The following is a 22038-nucleotide window of genomic DNA, read 5'->3' on the forward strand; positions in this document are numbered from 1 at the left end:
GCTCAGGGATCGGATCGCCGCCCGGTAAACTCGAAGGCGACTTTCAAGGAGCCGCCATGACCACCGCGCCCGACGCGCCCACGCCCGCCCCCGAGACCGAGGAGGACGTCCACGAGCAGAAGGCCGTCCGCCTCGCCAAGCGCGAGCGCCTGATCGAGCAGCGCGCGGGAGCCGGCGGCGGAGCGTTCCCGGTCGGCGTGCCTGTCACCCACGCGATCCCGGCGCTGCGCGCCGAGTACGGTGAGCTCGAAGCGGGTGCGCAGACCGGTGTCGTCGTCGGCATCGCCGGCCGCGTCGTCTTCAGCCGCAACACCGGCAAGCTCTGCTTCGCGACGTTGCAGGCCGGCGACGGATCGCGCATCCAGGCCATGATCTCGCTCGCCGAGGTCGGCGAGGAGTCGCTGGCTCGCTGGAAGGAGTTCGTCGACCTCGGCGACCACGTCTTCGTGCACGGCGAGGTCATCTCCAGCCGCCGCGGCGAGCTGTCGATCATGGCCGACGACTGGGCGATCGCGTCGAAGGCGATCCTGCCGCTGCCGAACGCCTACGCCGAGCTCAGCGAGGAGGGCCGGGTCCGCAGCCGGTACCTCGACCTCATCGTGCGCGAGCAGGCCCGCACCACGGTCCGCGCTCGCGCCGCCGTCAACGCGAGCCTGCGGGCGACGTTCGGATCGCACGACTACCTCGAGGTGGAGACCCCGATGCTGCAGGTGCAGCACGGCGGAGCATCCGCTCGTCCGTTCATCACGCACTCGAACGCGTTCGACACCGAGCTGTACCTGCGCATCGCGCCGGAGCTGTACCTGAAGCGGGCCGTCGTCGGCGGCATCGAGCGGGTGTTCGAGATCAACCGCAACTTCCGCAACGAGGGCGCCGACTCCACGCACAGCCCCGAGTTCGCGATGCTCGAGGCATACCAGGCGTACGGCGACTACGACCAGATGGCCGAGCTCACGCAGGAGCTCGTGCAGCAGGCCGCCATCGCGGTGAGCGGCTCGACCACGGTGACATGGGCCGACGGCACCGAATACGACCTCGGCGGCGAGTGGGACCGCATCTCGATGTACGAGTCGCTGTCGGCTGCCGCCGGACGCACCTTCACGCCGCAGGACCCGGTCGGCGAGCTCATCGCGTTCGCCGAGCAGCACGGCGTCGACGTCCCGCCGCACGCCATCCACGGCAAGCTCATCGAAGAGCTCTGGGAGCACTTCGTGAAGGGGGACCTCGTGCGCCCGACGTTCGTCATGGACTTCCCCGTCGACACCTCGCCGCTCGTGCGCGAGCACCGGTCGATCCCCGGCGTCGTCGAGAAGTGGGATCTGTACGTGCGCGGGTTCGAGCTCGCCACCGGATACTCCGAGCTCGTCGACCCCGTGATCCAGCGCGAGCGCTTCGTCGAGCAGGCGAAGCTCGCAGCCAAGGGCGATGTCGAAGCCATGCGCGTGGACGAGGAGTTCCTGCGCGCGCTCGAGCACGGCATGCCGCCGTCGGGAGGCATGGGCATGGGCATCGACCGTCTGCTCATGGCCATCACCGGGCTCGGCATCCGCGAGACGATCCTGTTCCCGCTGGTCAAGTAGCCCTCGGGCGCCGGAACGCCCAGTCCGGGAGCACCGCGGCGTCGATGAGTGTGCACAGCAGTCGCGCGAGCGAGTAGCCGGGATCGATCGCGGCAGCCTCGTCGAGGTGGTGCTGGGCGTGCGTTGAGCGACCCAGCGCCCACGACAGCCAGGCGGCGAGCGTCAGCGGTGCCGGCCGAGACGCGCGTGGCGCCCGCGCTGCGGCGCCGCGCACGAGCTCGAGCGCTGCACGCAGACGCGCCGGATCCGGACCGTCGCCCTGGCCGATGAACAGCCGACCGAGGTCATCGGGAACCGGGCGCCCGGTCGCAGAGAACGCCAGCTGCGCATCGAAGGCGCGGATGCCGGTCGGCAGATCGGTCGCCCATTGCAGCAGTGCAGCATCGCGCAGCTGCGGACGCTCCAGGCACCACAGCAGGGCAGCCGTCATGAACGGCGGCAGGTCGCCCGGGTGCTCGAGCACGCTCTCGAAGAACATCGGCATGTCGTCGAGGAGCAGCATCGCGGCCAGGGCCTGGGGGTTCTCGCGCCCGCCGTGCTGGGCGGCGTCGAGCGAGGCCTCATGTGCGAGCACCTCGGTGAGGTCGCGCAGCGCGCGCCCCACCCGCTCCCTCTCGGCGAGGTCGACGTCGGGCAGCTCGCTGCCGGCATCCTGATCGCCGGAGACGTCGGCGACGCCGTCGAGATCGGGCACGGGCGGCAGCTCGTCGAGCGGCTCGAGCTGCGGGTCGTCGTCGAGGTAGCTCGACCATCCGCAAGGCATGACGCACAGCGCGTCGACGATGCGCAGGCCCGAGTCGGCGGCCACTCCCAGGAGCTCGTCCATCGCGACGGTCAACGGCAGGATCATGCCGTCGGGCGTGCACTGGGGCACGTCGTCGACGTACGCGACGGCGGCCACGGCATCCACGTCGCCCACACGGGCGAGCAGACCGACCGCGGTGTCGGCGTACTCCTCGATCTCGACGTCGTCGCGCGGAAGGTCGATGCGCATCGCGCCGTGCGCTCGGGAGGACTGGAACGGCACGAGGATGATGCTCTGCCGAGGGGTGAAGCCGGCCAGGGCCGGCACGAGGCCGAGGAATTCGGCGGAGCCATGTGCTTTCAGGACTGTGGTCATGCCGAGAGTGTGGCCGCTGCATCCGGTGCCGGACCGGGACTCACAGGTCGGGCTCCGAATCAGACCTTGTGCAGGAAGAGTGGGTCACGTGACGGGGCCCGGACCGTCGAGTCGAACGCGTACCATGGAGGGATGGACACGTTCTGGGCCGCCGTCGCATGGTCGCTCCTGCCGACCCTCGCCGTCAGCGTCGTGTTCTTCTTCGTGGTGCGCGGCATCATCCGGTTCGACCGCACAGAGCGCAAAGTGCACGCCCGGATCGAGGCCGAGGAGCGCGCAGCGCGCGGCCTCCCGCCCCGGGCCTGACCGGGCGTCCGCACCACCCACTACGCTGAGTGGATGCGCCGGATCCGACGCCGGGCGCTGGATACGGGGTGAAGCGTGGACCGGTGGCCGCTGTGGGTGCTGATCTTCGCCTTCATCGTCGACCTCGCCGTCCGCGTCATCGCGATCATCGTCATCCCGCGCAACCGACGCCCCACCGCGGCCATGGCGTGGCTCCTCGCCGTGTTCTTCATGCCGTACATCGGCGTGCTGCTGTTCCTCGTGATCGGCAACCCGCGTCTGCCTCGGGCGCGCAGGCGCAAACAGGAGCAGATCAACGAGTACATCGCCGAGACGAGCGACCAGTTGCACTTCGGCACGCTCCGCCCGCACGCCCCGCAGTGGCTGAGGTCGGTCGTGGCGATGAATCAGAACCTCGGTGCGCTGCCGATCTCGGGCGACAACGGCGCCCACCTGATCAGCGACTACCAGGAGTCGCTCGATGCCATGGCCGAGGCGATCCGCGCGGCCGAGGAACACGTGCACGTCGAGTTCTACATCCTGCAGTCGGATGCCGCGACCGACAACTTCTTCCGTGCTCTCGAGGAGACCGCCGCGCGCGGCGTCCCCGTGCGCGTGCTGTTCGATCATTGGGCGAACCGCTGGAAGCCGCGCTATCGCGCCACGATCAAGCGGCTGGACGCGATGGGGGCCGACTGGCATCTGCTGCTGCCGATGCAGCCGCTCAAGGGCCGGATGCAGCGTCCCGACCTGCGCAACCACCGCAAGCTCCTCGTCGTGGACAACAAGGTCGGCTACCTGGGCTCGCAGAACGTGACCGACTCGTCCTACAACCTGAAGAAGAACATCAAGCGGGGTCTGCACTGGGTCGACCTCATGGCCCGCGTGGACGGGCCGATCGTGCTCAGCCTCAACGCGATCTTCCTCAGCGACTGGTACAGCGAGACCGATGAGATCCTGAGCGACATCGACATCACCACGCCCGGTGTCGGAACGGGCGACCTGGACTGCCAGATCGTGCCGTCCGGGCCCGGCTACGAGGTCGAGAACAACCTGCGGCTGTTCCTCGCGCTGCTGTATGGCGCGCAGGAGAAGATCATGATCGTCAGCCCCTACTTCGTGCCCGACGAGGCGCTGCTGCTCGCGGTCAGCTCGGCCTGCGATCGCGGCGTGCAGGTCGAGCTGTTCGTCTCGGAGGAGGGCGACCAGGCCGTCGTCTACCACGCGCAGCGCAGCTACTACGAGGCGCTGCTGCGGGCGGGCGTGCGCATCTGGATGTACCGCAAGCCGTTCATCCTGCACACCAAGAGCCTCACGATCGACGACGAGATCGCGGTGATCGGATCGAGCAACATGGACATGCGCTCGTTCGGTCTGAACCTCGAGGTGTCGATGCTCGTCCGCGGCGAGGAGTTCGTCGCCGAGATGCGCGCCGTCGAGGACGAGTACCGGTCGCTCAGCCGCGAGCTGACGCTGGAGGAGTGGATGCAGCAGCCGCTGCGCTCCACCGTGCTCGACAACCTGGCCCGGCTCACCTCGGCGCTGCAGTAGCCGCAGCAGCTGTAGCGGCAAGCGTCGGGCTCAGCCGGCGACGTGCAGCTCGGCAGGGCGGCCGCGGAATCAGTGCTCGCACAGCTGCGCGGCGAGGACGCCAGCGCACGCAGCCGGGTCCTCGAGTGCCCCGTGGTCTGGCGCGGCTCGGCCTGAGTCGCATCCGCGGTGTCCGAGGGCGCGAAAAGGATTGAGACGATCACCCTCCCGGTGACACCATCAGGTATGCGCCCTCTTCAGATCGTCACCTCCGGGTTCGCGCTCGCAGCGATGACGCTTCTCATCGCCGGATGCGCGAGCGGCCCTGCATCCCCCGAACCGACGAGCAGCGCGGCGCCAGACGGCTCGGGTGCGTCATCGGCCCCGGTCGTGGAGGACGACATCGAGGCAGCGTGGCTCGACGACGGACGCATGGTCGGCATCGTGACCCTGGGCTCGTCCACGTGCATCCCGATCGTCGACGAGATCGCCGGGGAAGGCCAGACTGTGCGAGTCTCTCTCGTCGACGCGCCTGCCGTGGAGGGATCCGAACCGATCTGCACCGCCGATCTCGCGCCGCGGGCCACCCTCGCCGCGCTGCCCGAGGGAGTCGACCCGACGAAGGACGTCGAACTCGTCGTGACGCTCGGCGACATCACCGACGACGTCGACCTCGATGGAAACCCGGGGCTCACCGGCGTCCCCGGCGAGACAACCACCTTCGAGCCCAGCGCCGGCTGGTTCGACGACGAGGGCGTCGTGCTGCTCACCTGGGGCTCGTCCACGTGCCCGCCGATCGTCGAGAGCATCGACCAGCAGGTCACCGGAGCCACGATCTCGTTCGCGACACAGGACGGCGCCTGCACGATGGACATGGCCCCGCGCGCCACCGTCATCGGCCTGAGGGGTGACATCGACGACGACGTTCCGTTCGCGCTCACGCTGACCGGCGGCGGTCTCGACGCAACGGTCGACGTCCTCGCCGGCTGACCCTCAGAGACCGTCGACCGGGTGCCCCTCCGGCAGTGCGAGCAGCAGCGCGTCGCGGGCGACACGGCAGCGGATGCGCACCGCGAGCCCGAACTCGTCGCCGTCGAGCTCGATCGCGGTCGGCTCGATCGGAGCAACTTCGGCGGTCTGCCCGCGCAGATACCGCACCGAGGCCTCCTTGCCTCGGCGCTGGAGCACGAGGCGCCCTGCGCGGAACCGCCGCAGCACCGAGTTGTCCCACCAGATCTTGCGCCACACGCCCAGCCAGCCGAGGGGTCCGGTGGGCTGGATGATCGCGACGTCCATGACGCCGTCCGCGATCGAGGCGCCCGGGATCAGCGCTATGCCCGCCGGGAGCGTGCCGCAGTTCGCGAAGAGCACGCTGTGCACCTTCGTGGAGTGCAGACGCGAATCGTCCATCTGGTAGACGATGCTGAACGGCTTGGCCTTCGGCAGCGAGCGCGCAGCACCGTCGACGTACGCGACCCAGCCGACGGACTTCTTGAGGTCGGGTCGGGTGTTGGCGATCATGTCGGCGTCGAGCCCCATGCCCGCCAGCACCACGAACGCGTGCTCGACCGTCTCGCCGTCTTCGCGGGTGAGCTCGGCCCAGCCGATGTCGATCGGATGCCGGATGCCGCCGAGTGCGGCGCGGATCATGCGGCCGGGGTCCAGCAGCGGCAGACCGAGGTTGCGGGCGAGGAGATTCCCGGTACCGCTCGGGACGATCGCGAGGGGCACGTCGGTGCCGGCCATGGCCTCCGCCACCGCGCGCACTGTGCCGTCGCCACCGGCGACGAGCACCACATCGGCGCCCGCGGCGATCGCATCGCGCGTGGCCTGCTGCCCGGCATCCTCGATCGTCGTCGGATAGAACAACGGCGGCGCCCACTCGGCGTCCTTCGAATGGCCGCGCAGGGACGCGCGCAGCCTCTTCTCGTCGACTTTGATGGGGTTGAAGACGAGGGCCGCCTGGCGCTGCAACGGTGTGGGCTTCGTCATGGCGTTCACTCTACGACGGTCGCGGATGCCAGCGCCTAAGCTTGAGGCATGATCGACCTCGCACTCCTCCGCGACCAGCCCGAGATCGTCCGCCGTTCCCAGGCGGCGCGCGGCCACGACGTCTCCACCGTCGACGCCGCGATCGAGGCCGATCGATCGCGGCGCGCCGCGCTCACGGCGTTCGAGGATCTCCGCGCCGAGCAGAACGCGTTCGGCAAGCAGGTCGCGAAGGCGCCCAAGGAGGAGAAGGCCGGGCTCGTCGCGCAGGCGAAGGAGCTCGCCGACCGCGTCAAGCAGGCGCAGCAGGCGTCGAACGCGGCAGCGGATGCCGCGGCATCCGCGCTGGCGCTCATCGAGAACGTCGTGATCGACGGTGTTCCCGCCGGTGGCGAGGCCGACTTCGTCGAGCTGCGCCGCGTCGGTGAGACGCCCGTGTTCTCCTTCGAGCCGCGGGACCACCTCGAGATCGGCGAGAAGCTCGGCGCGATCGACATGGAGCGCGGGGCGAAGGTCTCCGGTGCGCGGTTCTACTTCCTCAAGGGGATCGGCGCCCGGCTCGAGATCGCGCTGATGAACCTCGCGCTCGACAAGGCGCTTCAGAACGGCTTCACGCCGATGATCGTCCCGACGCTCGTGCGCCCCGAGATCATGCAGGGCACCGGGTTCCTCGGCGAGCACGCCGATGAGGTCTACCACCTCGACAAGGACGACGACCTCTACCTCGTCGGCACGAGCGAGGTCCCGCTCGCCGGTTACCACAAGGATGAGATCGTCGACCTTTCTGCAGGCCCCCTCCGCTACGCCGGGTGGTCGACGTGCTACCGCCGCGAGGCGGGCTCGTACGGCAAGGACACCCGCGGCATCATCCGCGTGCACCAGTTCAACAAGCTCGAGATGTTCGTCTACACGACACCCGAGGCGGCCGAGCAGGAGCACCTGCGCCTGGTCGCTTTGCAGGAGGAGATGCTGACCGCGCTCGGACTGTCGTATCGGGTGATCGATGTCGCAGCGGGCGATCTGGGCTCCAGCGCCGCGCGCAAGTACGACATCGAGGCGTGGGTTCCGACGCAGGGAGCGTTCCGTGAGTTGACCTCGACCTCGAACTGCACGACGTTCCAGGCGCGCCGGCTCGACATCCGTCACCGTGCCGAGGCCGGCGGGCGGACCGAGCACGTCGCGACGCTGAACGGCACGCTCGCCACCACCCGCTGGATCGTCGCACTGCTCGAGACGCACCAGCAGGAGGACGGCTCGGTGCGGGTGCCGGAGGTGCTGCGGCCCTACCTCGGCGGGCTCGAAGTGCTGGAGCCCGTGGCGTGACCTCCCCCTGGCTCGTCGGGCTCGACGTCGACGGCACGATCATCCTGCAGGACGAGACGATGAGCCCCGGCGTGCCCGAGGCGGTCGCACGCGTTCGGGATGCCGGGCACGTCGTGACCATCGCGACCGGACGCAGCTGGGCGGCCACCGAGCGCTGGGTGGATGAGCTGGGCATCACCGCCGAGTACGTGGTGTGCTCGAACGGCGCCGTCACGATGCGCCGCACAGGCGACGCGTGGGAGCGGTGGCATGTCGAGACCTTCGACCCGAGCTCCGTGCTGGCGCTGCTGACCCAGCGCCTTCCCGAAGCGCACTACATGGTCGAGCTCGAGGACGGCGTCCGCCTGTTCACGGGCGAGCTCGCCGACTGGACCCTCGACGGCGGGCGCAAGGTCGGGATCGACGGCCTCGCCGCCGAGCCGGTGTCGCGCGTCGTCGTCGTCTCGCCGGGGCATGACGAGGACGACTTCCATCGGATCGTCGCCGAGACCGGCCTCAACGAGGTCTCGTACGCGATCGGCTGGACGGCGTGGCTCGACATCGCACCCCAGGGTGTCGACAAGGGCAGCGCGCTCGCGCGGGTTCACGCCGCGCTCGGAACGCAGGACGGTCAGGTGCTCGTCGTCGGCGACGGGCGCAACGACGTCGGCATGTTCGAGTGGGCGCGGGCGCAGGGCGGTCGCGCGGTCGCGATGGGCCAGGCGCCGGACGAGGTGCGGGATGCCGCGACCGAGGTGACCGGTGCCGTCGAGGACGGCGGGCTCGCGGTCGCGCTCGACGCGCTCGTGCATCCAGGGCCCGCTCAGGCCGGGCCGCGATAATGAAACCGGCTAGACTCGACCACTGATCGGCGGATTCGTCTGTCGATGGAGGGCTGTCCGAGCGGCCGATGGAGCTGGTCTTGAAAACCAGTGGGCAGAAATGTCTCGTGGGTTCGAATCCCACGCCCTCCGCGTTGTGAGGGAGCCGCCGCCCGTAGGGCGGTGGATCTCTCACAAGTTCGGCAGAGCGGGATTCGGGGAGGAGGCCCCGTCGAAAGACGGGACCGACGGAGTCCCACGCCCTCCGCAAGATCGAAAGGCACCGAGTGAGCGCGAAGATCCGTCGCCGCAGGACCGTGGCGCGCCACGGTCAGCTGCGGACCCCGGGCCCGATCGGTCAGGTGCTGAAGATCATCGCGGTCGCGATGTCGGTCGTGCTCGTCAGCGGACTCGGCGTGGCCGCGTTCGTCGCCAGCGACCTGCTGAACACCGCGACAGCGGGTGCGGTCGAGCTCGACGGTCAGAAGCCCGTTCCGCCGGACCTCGGCGAGTACGAGGGCGGTTTCGATCTGCTCCTGGTCGGCACGGACAACTGCGAGGAGAAGTACGCGCACCTGTTCGGCGACCGGTGCACGGGGCCGGACTCCGGTGGCACGCTCAATGACGTCAACATCCTCATGCACGTCTCGGAGGAGCCTCGCCGCATCACCGCGGTGAGCTTCCCGCGCGACCTCATGCTCCCCATCCCCGAGTGCACGCGGCCCGACGGCAGCACCACCTATGCGATGAGCAAGCAGCCACTCAACAGCGCCTACATGGATGCCGGCCTCAACTGCGTCGCGAGCACGATCACCGAGCTGACCGGTCAGGACATCGAGTTCGCGGCATCCGTCACGTTCGGCGGCGTCATCGAGATCACCGACGCCATCGGCGGTGTGGACGTGTGCCTCGCGAACCCGATCAAGGATCCGCACACCGGCCTCGACATGAAGGCGGGCACCCACACGATCAAGGGGCTGGAGGCGCTGCAGTTCCTGCGCACCCGTCACGGCGTCGGCGACGGCAGCGACCTCGGCCGCATCGGCAACCAGCAGCAGTACATGTCGAGCCTCGCTCGCAAGCTCATCAGCGGCGAGGTGCTGGGCAACGTGCCGGTCATGCTGCGCCTGGCGCACACGGCGCTGAGCAACCTCGAGGCGAGCACGTCGCTGACGAACCCCACGACGCTCGTGCAGATCGGTCTGGCTGTGAAGGACGTCCCCTTCGAGGACATCGTGTTCCTGCAGTACCCGACGTACGAGGACCCGGACGACGTCAACAAGGTCGTTCCCGACTACGAGAGCGCCACGACCATGTGGGACGCGATCAACGCGAACAGGCAGCTGCAGGTCACGCACCAGAACACGGCGAACGACGGCGTCGTGATCGAGGACCAGACGTCAACCGAGACGGGCGGCGAGACCACGACGCCGACGCCGACCGACACGGCCACCCCGAGCGACGACGGCGTCGAGGCGCTGCCGGACAACATCAAGGGCAACTCGGCCGCGCAGCAGACCTGCTCGAACGGCAACGTCCGGCAGTAGGCCGATCCGGATTCTGCGTCTGCACCGCGACCCGTTATGCTTGCTGAGTGCGTTCGACGCGTCGGACGCCTGGAGACGTCGCATAGTCAGGCCTAGTGCACCACCCTGCTAAGGTGGAGTCCTCGCAAGGGGACCGAGGGTTCAAATCCCTCCGTCTCCGCCAATAAAGTCCTGGTCAGTGGTTAGATCCCGAAGCCAGTTCGATTGTCCGGAACGCCTGCTGGGTCCAATTTTGGCGCAGAAGTGTACGTGGAGTGTACGCGATCGTGAGATCTGCCCTCCGCGGCCGCGAGTCGGTCCACGAAATCGCGCCGTTGCCCCTCGCCCAGGACGTGCGCGTACGTCGTGAGAACCGTCCGAGCCTCGTCGCCGAGATACTCTGCGACCTCGTTGATCGGGGTGCCCAGTCTCAGCCACGTTGAAGCGGCGAAGTGCCGAAGCGCGTGCCGGCGGAACCCGAGCGGAAACTTGCGCACCAGGTTGGCGGTGAGCTGTCCGCCGAGCTTGTTGGTGAAGACGTAGCTGCTGGTTGATTTTCCGGAGGCGTGGGCGTGGAAGAGTTCGACCGCTCGCGGGGATAGTGGGATTGATCGAGTGCCGCGCCAGGACTTTGGGTTCTTTTCCGCATACCCGTCCGAGTGGGAACGTCCAACGTTGAGTTGTGTCAGTCCGTGCTCGCTGAGCGAGCTCACGCGCGCGGCTCGTGCTTCACCCCATCGGATGCCAGTCAGGGACATGAACTCGAAGACGTCGGCGATATCAGAGCGTCGCTCGCGGAGTAGGGCCAGCGTGGACGCGACTTGCTGCGGCGTAGGGATCTCGCAGAGGCTGAGCGTTCGCTGCGCGGCCGTGCCGAGCTCCGGGATCTTCTTCATCGTGCGGACGGGATGCGGCTGCCGAAGCAGATCGTGTTCCGCCGCATAGGTGAACAGGGCGCTGAGCGTCGTGCGCGCCCGCGCGACAGTTGCCGGGGCCTTCCCCGATTGCAGTTCGGTGATCAGGTGCTCGCGGATGTCTTCGGCTTGAATCGACGAGAGCGGTCGCACCAGGAGCCGCTTCGACAGCGCGGCCCGGCTGTGGTTGTCGGTGTCGATGGTGTGCGGGTTGCCGCTCGCGCGTGCGCGCTGGAACATTGCCACCAGCTCGGCGAGACTGATCGACTTTGTCGGAGGGAGCGGGCGACCTGTGGTCAGCAGGTGCTTCTGCTCACGCTCCCAAGCCTCGGCATCGCTCTTCCGATGGAAAGTCTTGGTGGCGACTTGCACATTGCCAACTTTGACACGGGCGAGATGCCTCGTCTTGCCCGCCCTCGTCTTTCGCGTCTCGACGCTCATGGGACCACCCCCGCGAGGCGTTCGACGTCGACGCGTCGGTAGATGCGCTTGTGCTCGGTGATGTGCACGGGAGGCACGGGTGCGTGGCCCGCGACCGCGAGATGCTGAGTGCTAACCATCTGCCTGGCGGCCGACGCTGTACGTCATGCCCTCAAGGCGTCCTGCGTCGCGGGCCTTCTTGATCCAGGCTGGGGCAGGAGATCGGAGAGATCTGACTGTAGTGCCACACAGATCGCGATATTCCGCACCCCCCGATCGGTATTCAGGATCCTGCGGCAACCTTCAGAGGAGCACCATGTTGCGCTGATACTGGGAGAGCCGTCGAGTGGCCGCCATGGTCCATGGATTCACTTCGCGTAGCGAGGTTCGTTTGAAGCGACCACCCAATCGTGAGGAACCGTCGATCTCCCCCTGTGTTGAAGGCTGCCGGCGCGGTTGCCCATGCGGACGTATTCAAGGTGCAGGGCCGTCTGCACGAGCGCGGAGCGCAGGTATCCTCCCGGCATTGACGAGAGATCGACACGCCAAGGCAGCGTCTCAGCCACTCGCCACACGTCGATCGCTGGATCCTGCTGCCACGCCGAACGGACCAGACCGTTCCTCTTGAGATGGTGGAGCGCGATCTGCTGAGCACGTTCGGCGATGCCGAGGAAGCGGTACTCGTGGCCGGGGCACGCCACAGCGTCGTCATAGGCACTCAGCTCTCGCAATGAGCTCAGCAGGTCGTCAAGCGCGAAAGGGTTGTGCACTCCCGCGTCGAGTCCGAATCCCGGGTTGATGTGGGGCAGAAGCGCGTCGCCGGTGAAAAGGAGTTCATGCGTCGCGTCGAAGAGCGCGATGTGCCCGGAGGTGTGCCCGGGCGTTCGGACAACGGTGAGGCTGCGCCCGGGGATCTCCAGGCTTGCCTCATTCGCGATGTGGTGGTCGACGGTCAACGTGGTTGCCTGCTTGTCGGCGATTCGTGCGGCATCGGCGAGTTCCTGATGCCGTGCGACCGGAACTCCCCACGTGCGGCTCAACTCCTGCTGTCGTGGCCCCGGGTCGCCTTTCGACGGAAGGTCCTCCAGGTGCAACCGGATCGTCGCACCGGAGAGCTCGCGAACCCAGCCTGCGAGCCCTAGGTGATCCGCGTGCCCGTGGGTCGCGGTGATAGATCGAACCTTTTCGATGCCCCCGAGTGCCAGAAGTGAGCCCGCGAGATGTTGGCGGTTCTCCGGAGTATCCACTCCCGTGTCGATGAGATGGAGGTCGCCGCGAGCGTCCCTCATGACATACGAGAGGGTGTACTTGGGCTGTGCGTGAGTGATGGGTACCGGTAGCACCCATGTCTCGTCGTCTATGCGCTCGGTGCGCAAGCTCGTCGTGAAATCGACGGTGCCGATCGGTCTCACGTTAGCTCCTCCGATTCTCAGTTCTAGATATTCTACAAAATATTGACTATGCCACTTGTTCTTACGTAGGCTCACCTTAGTAGGCCAGATGTCACCGACGGTCATCGAGCCGTCAGACACTCGTGAAAGGCAGATGACATGGGCAAGAAGCTGACATTGTGCGCGAGCCATGCGCCGGGCATGGATCGCGATACCGAGGGCGCGCTCGGCAAGGAGTTCCGGCGCGGCGTCGCCGAGGCGCGAGAGCGGGTCGCGGAGTTCGACCCGGAGCTCGTCGTGCTCTTCGGTGGCGACCACCGCAGAGCCTTTGCTCGAGTAGCGCCTTCCTTCGCCGTCGCTTATACCGCGGATCTCCTTCCCGAAGGGGGGCATGAATCAGCATCGCTGAACGTCCCGACCGAGCTCGCGCGCGAGTTGGCCTTCTCTCTCGTCGCGGCAGACTTCGATATCGCGGTGGGCCGCGATGTCTCTCTGGATCATGCGTTCGGGCAGCCGCTCCATCACTACCTGGCAGATCCCGCGACCACAGAGGTCATTCCGCTGCCGGTGAACTGCGCGAGCCCGCCCCTTCCTTCCGCTGCGCGTGCACTGGCATTCGGCCGCCAGGTCGGAGCGTTCTTCGACCAGCTCGACAAGCGCGTCCTGTTCATCGGTACGGGCGGTCTCTCGCATTCCCCGCCGAGCCTCGAGGACGAGCGTCACGACAAGAGCGAGGAAGAGCGTCGTGCGCAGATCCAGGCGGGTAAGGAGCAAGCCGCGCAGGCCATCAAGCCTGATTGGGACAGGGCATTCCTGGATGCCGTCGGTCGCTGGGACGAGACGGAACTCCTGCGCCTCGCCGACCGCGCGACGGAGGATGCCGGGGTGGGAGCGAACGAGGTCCGCACGTGGCTGGCTGCGGGAGCAGCCGGCGGCGGCCGGCCGGTTACGCCTCTCGCCTATGAGCCGGTTCCGGATTGGATCACTGGCATGGGAGTCGCCGTCTCCAGTCCGTCATAGGACATCGAGGGCATGGTGGGGTCGGCGTCGGCGTCGGCCCCACCACCATGTGTAGAGCGAGCACTCAACTACAGATATAATATATTGGGAACGGTTCGATGAGGAGTGAGACGATGAGCGACTACCAGAGCATCTGGTTGATGTTGGCAGAGCTGGAGTTCGAGCAGAGATGGCTTGACATCGATGGGGTGCGCACGCGTGTCGCGACCGCTGGGCCGGAAGATGGGCAGCCTGTCATCCTGTTGCACGGCACGGGGGGTCACTGGGAGACGTTCGCTCCGACCATTCCAGCGCTGAGCGACCAGTACCGGTGCATCGCGGTGGACATGATCGGAAACGGCTTCACCGACAAGCCCGACTATGACTACGAGATCCAGGTCTACGTCCGCCACATCCTCGGCGTCATGAAGGAGCTGCACGTCGAACGCGCGCACTTCATCGGGATGTCGCTCGGCGCCTGGGTCTCGGCGAAGATCGCGCAGCAGCATCCGGAGCTGGTCGACAAGGTCATCCTCATGTCGCCGGCGGGTCTCATCGCGACCCAGTCGAACATGGAACGCATCCGCGCCGAACGCACGAAGGCTGTCGAGGACCCGAATTGGGAGGCCATCACGGCCATATTCGAGCATCTCATCGCTGACGAAGACCGGCGGCTGCCCGACCTCATCGGGTTGCGCCAGGCGATCTACCGACGTCCGGACACCCGCGCGACCATCGATCACCTGCTGGCGCTTCAGAATTACGAGACACGTGAGCGCAACCTGCTCAGCGAGGATCAGTGGCGCGAGATCCAGGCGCCGACGATGGTGGTCGCCTCAGGCAAGGACCACGGCGAGTACCAGAGCACCGCGCGCCAGGTCGCGAATCTGATTCCGAACTCCACCGTGTTCGAGATGCCGGAGGTGCGTCACTGGCCGCACTTCGAGGACCCGGAGGCCTTCAACCCCGCCGCCGTCGCATTCCTGGCGGAGTGACATGATCAGCACCGCCGATGCTCGCCGACTGGCCGATGAACTGCACGCTGCTCGTCGTGACGTCACGACCGTGCGACAGATCTCCCTGCGTCACCCGGATCTGACCGTCGTCGATGCTTACGCAGTGCAGCAGGCGTGGGTCGAGCGCATGGTAGCGGACGGTCGCGTCATCGTGGGGCGGAAGGTCGGATTGACGTCGATGCCGATGCAGCGATCGATGGGCATCTCGGAGCCGGACTACGGTGTGATCACCGACGATATGGTCTTCGCTTCCGGAGGCGACGTCGAGGTCTCGCGCTTCAACTATCCCCGGGTTGAGATCGAGCTCGCGTTCGTTCTCGCCGAACGACTGGCCGGGCCCGGGATCACCGCGGCGGACGTGCTGCGCGCCACGAGTCACATCTCGCCTTCGATCGAGATCCTCGACAGCAGAGTCGAGATGACGGATGCCGCTGACGGGCATCGCCGCACGATCGTGGACACGGTCTCCGACAATGCGGCGGATGCCGGCATGATCATCGGACCGGGGATCCTGCAGCCTGCCGACCTCAGCCCGCGCGCGCTCAGCGCTGTGCTGTACATCAACGGCGTGATCGAGGAGACCGGGGTGGCCAGTGCCGTGCTCGGACATCCCGCCGCAGCCGTGGCTTGGCTCGCGAACAAACTGGGCGAATACGGAGATGCGCTCGAGGCGGGCCAGGTCGTGCTGTCCGGTTCGCTGATCCAATCGATTCCCGTGCGCGCCGGCGACGTCGTGCACGGCGACTTCGGGGAACTGGGGGCGGTGACATGCCGCTTCGTCTAGACGAGTTCGAAGCCGCCTCGCCGGCCCTCGCCGCCCGCACATGGCGTGAGCGGCTCGCGGGTGGCGACGTGCTGCTCGGGCTCTGGGTGGTGTCGTCGTCTCCGACGGTGGCTGAGATACTCGGCGCATCCGGAGCGGACTGGATCATCATCGATGCCGAGCACTCGACGAACCCGCTGCCGGCGATCGTCGACCAGCTGCGAGCGCTGGCAGCATCCTCGCCCTTTGCCGTCGTGCGCGCAGCCTCGAAGGATCCGCTGGAGCTCGCTCGACTTCTCGATGCAGGAGCCCCTGGGCTGATGGTGCCCATGGTGGAGTCGCGGGAGCAGGCCGAAGCGGTCGTACAGGCGACCAGGTATCCGCCGCGCGGACGACGCGGCGTGGGCGGCGGATTCGCGCGCGCCACCCGATGGACCGGGATATCGGACTATATCCCCCGCGCCGAGGAGACGTTCTCGCTCATCGTCCAGATCGAATCCCTCGCCGGCATCCAGGCCCTCGACGAGATCCTCGACGTCGATGGTGTCGACGGCATCTTCATCGGGCCGGCCGATCTCGCCGCGTCGCTCGGGCATCTGGGGAACCCTCGGCACCCGGATGTGCAGGCGGCCGTCGAAGGTGCCATCCGCAAGGCTGTCGAGGTCGGCGCGGTGGCCGGAGTGAACGCCTTCGGGGTTCCCGATGCCCTGCGTTATCGCGATGCCGGGGCGCAGCTGCTCGCAGTCGGCGCAGACGTCACGCTTCTCACATCGGGAAGCGCGGGGTTGCTGGCGCAGTTCGCTCCTGCCGAGAGCGGCCCAGGCGCCGCATCTGACACAAACTGATATCGCACAGAGTAAGGAAGACCGAATGAGAAGCATCGAACGCGACGTCGCGATCGTCGGTGCCGGACCGGCAGGCGTGGCCCTCGCCGCACTGCTGGCCGAGTACGGCGTGTCCGTGATCCTGATGGATCGAGCCGAGGGAGTCGTCGAGGAACCCCGTGCTGTCGGCATCGACGACGAGGCGCTGCGCACCCTGCAGTCGTTCGGCATGGCCGAGACGGTCCTTGAGAACGCGGTGCGCAATGCGCCGATCCGCTACTACGACTCGAAGCGCCGCATCCTCGCACACGTGGCGCCCAGTGCCCGACCATACGGGTGGCCGCGTCGCAACCTGTTCTTCCAGCCGAATCTGGAGAACGTCCTGCGGGAGCACCTGTCGTCCCGCGAATCCGTCGAGCTGCTGACCTCTTGCGAGGCCGTCGAGATGACTCAGGATGCCGATGGCGTGTCCATCATCGCGGAACAGGAGGGCGAGCGCATCCAGATCCGTGCGAGGTACGCAGTCGGCGCGGACGGAGGCAAGAGCTTCGTGCGCCGTGCCGCCGATATCGGGCTCGAGGGCGATACCGCCCCGATGAAGTGGCTCGTCGTCGATGTCGAGAAGGACACGTGGGACGCGCCGTACTCCGCCGTGTACACGTCGCCCGAGCGACCGTCGATGACGATCCCGCTGCCGTTCGGCTACCGTCGGTTCGAGTTCAAGATCCTCGATGGTGAGGACCCGGACAGCATGGCCGAACCGGAGATCGTGGCGAAGCTCATGAAGCCCTACTATCCGAATTCCCCGGTCCCGCCCGCCATCCGCCGGCGCATCTACTGGCATCATTCCCGCACTGCGGCCACCTTCCAGCGCGACCGGGTGTTCCTCGTCGGCGACGCCGCCCATCTCCAGCCGCCGTTCTTCGGACAGGGCATGAACTCGGGGATGCGGGACGTCACCAATCTCGCCTGGAAACTCGGATTCGTCCTCGGCGGCACGGCGTCGCCCGCGCTCTTGCGCACCTACGATGCCGAGCGGCGCGACACGGCGAGGGAGATGGTCGACTTCGCCACGGGGATCGGCCGGCTTTATCACCCGCGCAGCCGGTTCACCGAGGCCGTGCGCAACGTCGCCTTTCGAGGGATCCAGAAGGTTCCGGGCGGGCGGGACTACATCCTGCAGATGAAGTACAAGCCGGTGCCGCGATATCGTGACGGCTTCGTCATCGCTCCCGCACGTATCGACAAGTCGTCCTTGGTCGGAAGGGCGTTCCCTCAGCCGCTCGTGCAGCGGCTGGATGGCTCGCGCGTTCGCCTCGACGACGTGCTCGGCAACCGCCTGGCGATCGTCGGTCTCGTTCCCGGAGTCGTCGAGGCGATCCCGGATGCCGTCGCGTCGCAGTTGGCTGCGCGCGGGATCGTCGCCGTCCAGTCGCACGTCATGCCGTCGTATCGGCGTGCTGGCCAGTTTGATCCGGAGCAGCGCGAGAAAACGGGAGAGCTCGAGGTCGTCGACGTGTACGACCTGGACGGCGGTCTGCGCGACCTTCACCTCGGCCGACCGGTCGACGAGGTCTATATCGTCCGGCCTGACCGTTACGTGGCCGCGACGTGCAAGGTGAGCGAACTGGGACGGGTGCTTCCCAAGGTGCTCCGGCTGCTCGGCGAGCCGGCGGCGGTGACGAAGTGAGCGATGTCGCCGGGGCGTCGTTCCAGGAACGCATGGCCGCACTGCTCGACAAGGAGGCCGTGGCCGACGTGATCCGCCGTTATGCGTACGGGATCGATACGCGTGACGAGGCGCTGGTGCGGGCGTGCTTCGATCCGGACGCGGACATCGTCGGGACGGTGTCCAGCGGCCCGCTTCGCGATTATCTGCCGCGACTTCTCGAGGATGTGAACGGATACGGTGCGACGATGCATCAGCTCGGCACTCAGCTGATCGACGTGCACGGCGACCGTGCCGCTGCGAAGAGCTATGCCGTGGCTCGTCATTTCCGCGATCCTGAAGGCACCGAGGAAGTCTTCGTCGTGGGTGTCCGCTATGACGACAGCCTTCGTCGCGACGATGGGGGAGGCTGGCACATCGTCGAACGACACGTCGTTCCGATCTGGCGAAGGACCCGAGCAGAATCGGAGCAGCGATGAAGATCTGCATCAACTTCCCGATGCGCGCGAGCAAGCACTACGCCCGGTGGATCGATGGCGGAAGGTTCGGCGACATCGCCGTCGCGGTGGAGCAGAGCGGCTTCGACGCGATCGCCGTGAGCGAGCATCCCTTTCCCAATCGCGAGTGGCTCGCCGAAGGGGGCCACCACGCGTTCGATCCGTTCGTCGCGCTGTCCGCCTGGGCGGCGGTCACTGACCGCATCGTGCTCATGACGGCGATCGCGGTCGCCGGTTACCGCAGCCCGTACCTCACGGCGAAAGCCGGGACCACACTCGACATCGTGTCGGACGGCCGCGCGGTGCTCGGACTCGGCGCCGGCTATCTCGAGCAGGAGTTCGAGGTGCTGGGCGCAGACTTCGCGAGACGCGGAGCACTCTTCGACGAGGCGGTCGCGGCGATGCGGGCCTCGTGGCGTGGCGAGGACTTCGACGGTCCCAACTACCCCGCTCACGGGCATGAGGCGCTGCCGGCGCCGGTTCAACCAGGCGGTCCGCCCATCTGGGTCGGGGGCAACAGCAAGGCGGCGCGGCGCAGGGCCGTATCACTGGCGGACGGGTGGATGCCCATCGCGCAGGATGCGACCATGGCTGCGATCACACGCACCCCGCCGCTCACGGATCACACGGAGCTCAAGGAGCAGATCCGTGAGGTCGTCCAGCGCCGCGACGAACGAGACGAGGCACCCCTGGACATCGCTTTCACCCCCTTCGAGAAGCACGTCATGTCCACGGGTATGTCCGAGTATGCGCGAGCATTGCGCGACGCGATGACCGCGTACGAGGAGGCGGGCGTGAACTGGCTCGTGGTCGAGCCGCGCAGTCGCAGCCTCGCGGACTTCCGGGAGGATCTCGACACCCTCGCCGCAGGGCTGGGCCGTGCCTGAATCAACATTTCTGACAGTATGTACACTCGATGTGGCGATCCTCGTGCCTTCGGCGACGAGGCGAACGTCTTGGTGAGGTGAAGGTGGCAATGGTGCACAACGTGCAGGAATCGGCATCCGTAGGTGCGGACGCGCTTTACGCATGGGATCCGACCCTGTGGCAGATGATCGAGAGGCGCGCCGCTGAGCGGCCCGACTCCGTCCTGGTGACCGATGAGAAGGGCGCCGTCGTCACATCGGCCGAGTTCCGAGAGCGTGCCGAGCGCGTCGCCGCCGGGTTGAGTGCACGGGGAATCGGCGCCGGTTCGATCGTCTCGTGGCAGCTGGCCAGCAACATCGAGTCGATGCTGGTGTTCGCCGCGCTCTGCCGTCTCGAAGCGGTGCAGAATCCCTTGATCATGATGCTGCGCGAGCCGGAGGTCGACTTCATCACTCGCCAGGCGGAGTCCCGCCTGTTGATCACGAGCGAGCACTTCCGCGGATACGCGCACGGTGATATGGCCCGTTCGCTCGCCGCACGCCGTGACGGGTTCAGCGCCATCGTGCTGGACGAGTCCCGAGCGAACGGTGGCCTTCCCGATGGGGATCCTGCGACCCTTGCGCCGTTCGTGGGAGAAGATCCGGATGCGATCCGCTGGCTCTTCTACACGTCCGGAACGACTGCGGAGCCGAAGGGCGCACGGCATCGCGACCGGCATCTGATCGCCGGAGCGCATGTCTTCTGCGCGGCCGTTCAACCGACGAGCGAGGATCGGATCGCCTCGGTCGCACCGATGGCGCACGTCGGCGGCATCCTCTATTTCATGGGTGCCCTCGTTTCGGGTGCCCGACTCATCATCACCGAGGTGTTCGATCCGGTCACGACCACTCGGCAGCTCAGCGACGCGGGCGTGACGCTCTGCGGATCGGGTGTCCCGTTCATCCAAGGCTTCCTCGCCGAGCAGCGGGCGAATCCGGCCGAGCCGCTCTTCCCGGATGTGAAGGCGTTCCTCATCGGCGGCGCCACGCGGATGCCATCGCTGCACGAAGCGGCGCGCGACGAGCTCGGCGGGGTCGGCGTGGTGTCGGGATACGGCGCCACCGAGGCGCCGTTCAGCTGCTGGGGAGGCCTCGGCGACAGCGACCGCCACCATGCGATCGCCGACGGACGCCCGGCAGAGGGCGTGGATGTGAGGATCGTGAAGGAGGACGGGAGCCTCGCCGCCGCTGGCGAGTCCGGCGAGATACGCATCGCCGGACCCAACGTGATGGCCGGCTACGTCGACTCGAGTCTGGATACCGACGCCTTCGACGCCGAGGGCTACTTCCGGACCGGGGATCTCGGCTGTCTCGATGACGAGGGGTACCTCGTGATCACCGGGCGGATCAAGGATGTGATCATCCGCAACATGGAGAACATCTCGGCGCGCGAAGTCGAGCTGCCGATCATCGATCATCCCGCGGTCCTCATCGCCGCGGTCGTGGGCCTGCCCGATGAGAAGACCGGCGAGCGGGTATGTGCCGTAGTGGTACCGGCCGATCCGTCCAGGCCGCCCAGTCTCGCAGATCTGTGCGCGCATCTGGAGAGTGCGGGGATCAACCGGCGCAAGCTCCCCGTGCAGCTGGAGATCGTGGATGAACTCCCCCTGAACGCGATGGGCAAGGTCATGAAGCAAGTGCTGCGCGAACGCCTCCTCGGGGCGGCCTCGTAATGGGAACGACGATGACTCTCGATCTGACGACGCTGCTCTTCACAGTCGAAGACCATGTGGCGACCGTGACGCTCAATCGCCCCGAGCGGCTGAACGCGTTCAACGAGACCATGGTCGCCGAGTTCGGCACGGTGTGGAGCACCGTGCGGGACACCGACGACATCCACGCTGTGGTTCTCCGCGCCGCCGGCGACCGCGCATTCTGCACGGGCGTCGATGCGCAAGACGGACCGTGGTGGCAGGACCAGCCCGTCTTCAGGCAGGAGGATCCGGGAGCGACGCTCGGCGCGAAGGCTCAGCAGGTGTGGAAGCCGGTGATCGCGGCGGTGCACGGCATGGCAGCGGGCGGAGCGATGTACTTCCTAAACGAGGCCGACATCGTCATCGCCTCGGACGACGCCACGTTCTTCGATCCGCACATGACCGCAGGGCTCGTCTCCGCACTGGAGCCGATCGGCATGCTCCAACGGGGCGTGCCTCTCGGCGACGTCCTGCGGTGGGCGCTCACCGGCAATGACGAGCGACTCACTGCGGCCACGGCGTTGCGGCTCGGAATCGTGACCGAGGTCGTGCCGCGCGAGGAGCTGTGGGCGACCGCCGATGCGCTCGCGCGGACGATCGCCGCTCGACGCCCCGACGCGGTCCAGGGAACGGTTCGCGCGATATGGGAGGCGCTCGACGTGCCGCCGGCGATCGCCCGACAGCGCGGGCTCGCGTACACGCAGCTCGGCAACGGGGACCAGGCGCCGGACGTGACGATTCCGCGAGTCAAGCCGAGTTTCCGCTAACGAAGTATTCGTGCTGCGAAGTGACC

At 67.2% G+C, this 22038-nt stretch carries 20 protein-coding genes and 2 tRNA genes; 18 read left to right on the forward strand and 4 right to left on the reverse strand.

Annotated features, from left to right (window positions below):
- The first annotated feature begins 56 nt into the window (after positions 1 to 56).
- Positions 57 to 1580, forward strand: coding sequence for a lysine--tRNA ligase (gene lysS, locus AB0269_RS14605; protein ID WP_175986872.1), 1524 nt, complete (start codon positions 57 to 59; stop codon positions 1578 to 1580).
- On the opposite strand, the gene AB0269_RS14610 is transcribed toward lysS, so the two are convergent.
- A complete protein-coding gene (locus tag AB0269_RS14610) occupies positions 1573 to 2700 on the reverse strand; it encodes a DUF4192 family protein (RefSeq protein WP_366211975.1) in 1128 nt (375 codons plus the stop codon). The genes lysS and AB0269_RS14610 overlap by 8 nt on opposite strands.
- A gap of 132 nt (positions 2701 to 2832) precedes the next feature.
- Between AB0269_RS14610 and AB0269_RS14615 the strand changes: the two genes are divergently transcribed.
- The 3 genes from AB0269_RS14615 (at position 2833) to AB0269_RS14625 (ending at position 5505) form a co-directional block, all read left to right on the forward strand.
- Positions 2833 to 3006: a hypothetical protein gene (locus AB0269_RS14615; RefSeq protein ID WP_227530000.1), complete on the forward strand. Its 174-nt coding sequence runs from the start codon at positions 2833 to 2835 to the stop codon at positions 3004 to 3006.
- A gap of 75 nt (positions 3007 to 3081) precedes the next feature.
- Positions 3082 to 4536, forward strand: a complete 1455-nt coding sequence (gene cls, locus AB0269_RS14620) for a cardiolipin synthase (RefSeq protein ID WP_366211976.1) — start codon at positions 3082 to 3084, stop codon at positions 4534 to 4536.
- A 225-nt stretch (positions 4537 to 4761) separates the two neighbouring features.
- Positions 4762 to 5505, forward strand: coding sequence for a hypothetical protein (locus tag AB0269_RS14625; RefSeq protein ID WP_366211977.1), 744 nt, complete (start codon positions 4762 to 4764; stop codon positions 5503 to 5505).
- 3 nt (positions 5506 to 5508) lie between these two features.
- Here AB0269_RS14625 and AB0269_RS14630 read toward each other — a convergent pair whose 3' ends face one another.
- Positions 5509 to 6507 (reverse strand): diacylglycerol kinase family protein, encoded by a 999-nt coding sequence (locus AB0269_RS14630; protein ID WP_366211978.1) that lies wholly within the window; start codon positions 6505 to 6507, stop codon positions 5509 to 5511.
- Positions 6508 to 6555: 48 nt separating this feature from the next.
- Here AB0269_RS14630 and serS point away from each other — a divergent pair, with 48 nt between their 5' ends.
- From serS to AB0269_RS14655, 5 genes are all read left to right on the forward strand, one after another.
- Entirely contained in the window at positions 6556 to 7827 is a 1272-nt protein-coding gene (gene serS, locus AB0269_RS14635; RefSeq protein ID WP_227530004.1) for a serine--tRNA ligase, read from the forward strand.
- Positions 7824 to 8648 carry an HAD family hydrolase gene (locus tag AB0269_RS14640; RefSeq protein WP_366211979.1) on the forward strand — a complete coding sequence of 275 codons (825 nt, stop codon included), beginning with the start codon at positions 7824 to 7826 and terminating at the stop codon, positions 8646 to 8648. The genes serS and AB0269_RS14640 overlap by 4 nt, the downstream gene beginning before the upstream one ends.
- Before the next feature lie 47 nt (positions 8649 to 8695).
- A tRNA-Ser gene (locus AB0269_RS14645) sits at positions 8696 to 8780 on the forward strand.
- A gap of 134 nt (positions 8781 to 8914) precedes the next feature.
- Entirely contained in the window at positions 8915 to 10174 is a 1260-nt protein-coding gene (locus AB0269_RS14650) for an LCP family protein (protein ID WP_366211980.1), read from the forward strand.
- A 71-nt stretch (positions 10175 to 10245) separates the two neighbouring features.
- A tRNA-Ser gene (locus AB0269_RS14655) sits at positions 10246 to 10337 on the forward strand.
- Between the two features lie 19 nt (positions 10338 to 10356).
- On the opposite strand, the gene AB0269_RS14660 is transcribed toward AB0269_RS14655, so the two are convergent.
- Together AB0269_RS14660 and AB0269_RS14665 are read right to left on the reverse strand one after the other, a co-directional pair.
- Positions 10357 to 11508 carry a tyrosine-type recombinase/integrase gene (locus AB0269_RS14660; protein ID WP_366211981.1) on the reverse strand — a complete coding sequence of 384 codons (1152 nt, stop codon included), beginning with the start codon at positions 11506 to 11508 and terminating at the stop codon, positions 10357 to 10359.
- A gap of 347 nt (positions 11509 to 11855) precedes the next feature.
- A complete protein-coding gene (locus AB0269_RS14665; protein WP_366211982.1) occupies positions 11856 to 12899 on the reverse strand; it encodes an MBL fold metallo-hydrolase in 1044 nt (347 codons plus the stop codon).
- Between the two features lie 138 nt (positions 12900 to 13037).
- Here AB0269_RS14665 and AB0269_RS14670 point away from each other — a divergent pair, with 138 nt between their 5' ends.
- The 9 genes from AB0269_RS14670 to AB0269_RS14710 all read left to right on the forward strand — a co-directional run bounded on the left by AB0269_RS14670 (position 13038) and on the right by AB0269_RS14710 (position 22012).
- Positions 13038 to 13898 carry a 3-carboxyethylcatechol 2,3-dioxygenase gene (locus tag AB0269_RS14670; protein ID WP_366211983.1) on the forward strand — a complete coding sequence of 287 codons (861 nt, stop codon included), beginning with the start codon at positions 13038 to 13040 and terminating at the stop codon, positions 13896 to 13898.
- Between the two features lie 113 nt (positions 13899 to 14011).
- The gene (locus AB0269_RS14675) at positions 14012 to 14872 is read left to right on the forward strand and encodes an alpha/beta hydrolase (protein ID WP_366211984.1); all 861 of its coding nucleotides are present in this window, start codon (positions 14012 to 14014) and stop codon (positions 14870 to 14872) included.
- A gap of 1 nt (position 14873) precedes the next feature.
- Complete coding sequence (locus AB0269_RS14680; protein WP_366211985.1) at positions 14874 to 15677, forward strand: fumarylacetoacetate hydrolase family protein; 804 nt, start codon at positions 14874 to 14876, stop codon at positions 15675 to 15677.
- Positions 15662 to 16501: an aldolase/citrate lyase family protein gene (locus AB0269_RS14685; RefSeq protein WP_366211986.1), complete on the forward strand. Its 840-nt coding sequence runs from the start codon at positions 15662 to 15664 to the stop codon at positions 16499 to 16501. The genes AB0269_RS14680 and AB0269_RS14685 overlap by 16 nt, the downstream gene beginning before the upstream one ends.
- A gap of 25 nt (positions 16502 to 16526) precedes the next feature.
- On the forward strand, positions 16527 to 18170 hold the full coding sequence (locus tag AB0269_RS14690; protein ID WP_366211987.1) for a bifunctional 3-(3-hydroxy-phenyl)propionate/3-hydroxycinnamic acid hydroxylase: 1644 nt from the start codon (positions 16527 to 16529) through the stop codon (positions 18168 to 18170).
- Positions 18167 to 18628, forward strand: a complete 462-nt coding sequence (locus AB0269_RS14695; RefSeq protein WP_366211988.1) for a nuclear transport factor 2 family protein — start codon at positions 18167 to 18169, stop codon at positions 18626 to 18628. The genes AB0269_RS14690 and AB0269_RS14695 overlap by 4 nt, the downstream gene beginning before the upstream one ends.
- The gene (locus tag AB0269_RS14700; protein WP_366211989.1) at positions 18625 to 19533 is read left to right on the forward strand and encodes a TIGR03619 family F420-dependent LLM class oxidoreductase; all 909 of its coding nucleotides are present in this window, start codon (positions 18625 to 18627) and stop codon (positions 19531 to 19533) included. Before AB0269_RS14695 ends, AB0269_RS14700 begins: the two co-directional genes overlap by 4 nt.
- A gap of 89 nt (positions 19534 to 19622) precedes the next feature.
- Positions 19623 to 21224 (forward strand): AMP-binding protein, encoded by a 1602-nt coding sequence (locus AB0269_RS14705; protein ID WP_366212013.1) that lies wholly within the window; start codon positions 19623 to 19625, stop codon positions 21222 to 21224.
- An 11-nt stretch (positions 21225 to 21235) separates the two neighbouring features.
- Positions 21236 to 22012 carry an enoyl-CoA hydratase/isomerase family protein gene (locus AB0269_RS14710; RefSeq protein ID WP_366211990.1) on the forward strand — a complete coding sequence of 259 codons (777 nt, stop codon included), beginning with the start codon at positions 21236 to 21238 and terminating at the stop codon, positions 22010 to 22012.
- The last annotated feature ends 26 nt before the right edge of the window (positions 22013 to 22038 follow it).

It is taken from the genome of Microbacterium sp. NPDC077644, from assembly GCF_040702785.1.
GTDB lineage: Bacteria > Actinomycetota > Actinomycetes > Actinomycetales > Microbacteriaceae > Microbacterium.

Coding starts and splice junctions, on each gene's coding strand:
- AB0269_RS14670 (WP_366211983.1), top strand. CDS start 13,038: ATGGGCAAGAAGCTGACATTGTGCGCGAGCCATGCGCCGGGCATGGAT.
- AB0269_RS14625 (WP_366211977.1), top strand. CDS start 4,762: ATGCGCCCTCTTCAGATCGTCACCTCCGGGTTCGCGCTCGCAGCGATG.
- AB0269_RS14615 (WP_227530000.1), top strand. CDS start 2,833: ATGGACACGTTCTGGGCCGCCGTCGCATGGTCGCTCCTGCCGACCCTC.
- AB0269_RS14690 (WP_366211987.1), top strand. CDS start 16,527: ATGAGAAGCATCGAACGCGACGTCGCGATCGTCGGTGCCGGACCGGCA.
- AB0269_RS14685 (WP_366211986.1), top strand. CDS start 15,662: ATGCCGCTTCGTCTAGACGAGTTCGAAGCCGCCTCGCCGGCCCTCGCC.
- lysS (WP_175986872.1), top strand. CDS start 57: ATGACCACCGCGCCCGACGCGCCCACGCCCGCCCCCGAGACCGAGGAG.
- AB0269_RS14610 (WP_366211975.1), bottom strand. CDS start 2,700: ATGACCACAGTCCTGAAAGCACATGGCTCCGCCGAATTCCTCGGCCTC.
- AB0269_RS14630 (WP_366211978.1), bottom strand. CDS start 6,507: ATGACGAAGCCCACACCGTTGCAGCGCCAGGCGGCCCTCGTCTTCAAC.
- AB0269_RS14680 (WP_366211985.1), top strand. CDS start 14,874: ATGATCAGCACCGCCGATGCTCGCCGACTGGCCGATGAACTGCACGCT.
- AB0269_RS14700 (WP_366211989.1), top strand. CDS start 18,625: ATGAAGATCTGCATCAACTTCCCGATGCGCGCGAGCAAGCACTACGCC.
- AB0269_RS14660 (WP_366211981.1), bottom strand. CDS start 11,508: ATGAGCGTCGAGACGCGAAAGACGAGGGCGGGCAAGACGAGGCATCTC.
- AB0269_RS14710 (WP_366211990.1), top strand. CDS start 21,236: ATGACTCTCGATCTGACGACGCTGCTCTTCACAGTCGAAGACCATGTG.
- AB0269_RS14675 (WP_366211984.1), top strand. CDS start 14,012: ATGAGCGACTACCAGAGCATCTGGTTGATGTTGGCAGAGCTGGAGTTC.
- AB0269_RS14705 (WP_366212013.1), top strand. CDS start 19,623: ATGGTGCACAACGTGCAGGAATCGGCATCCGTAGGTGCGGACGCGCTT.
- serS (WP_227530004.1), top strand. CDS start 6,556: ATGATCGACCTCGCACTCCTCCGCGACCAGCCCGAGATCGTCCGCCGT.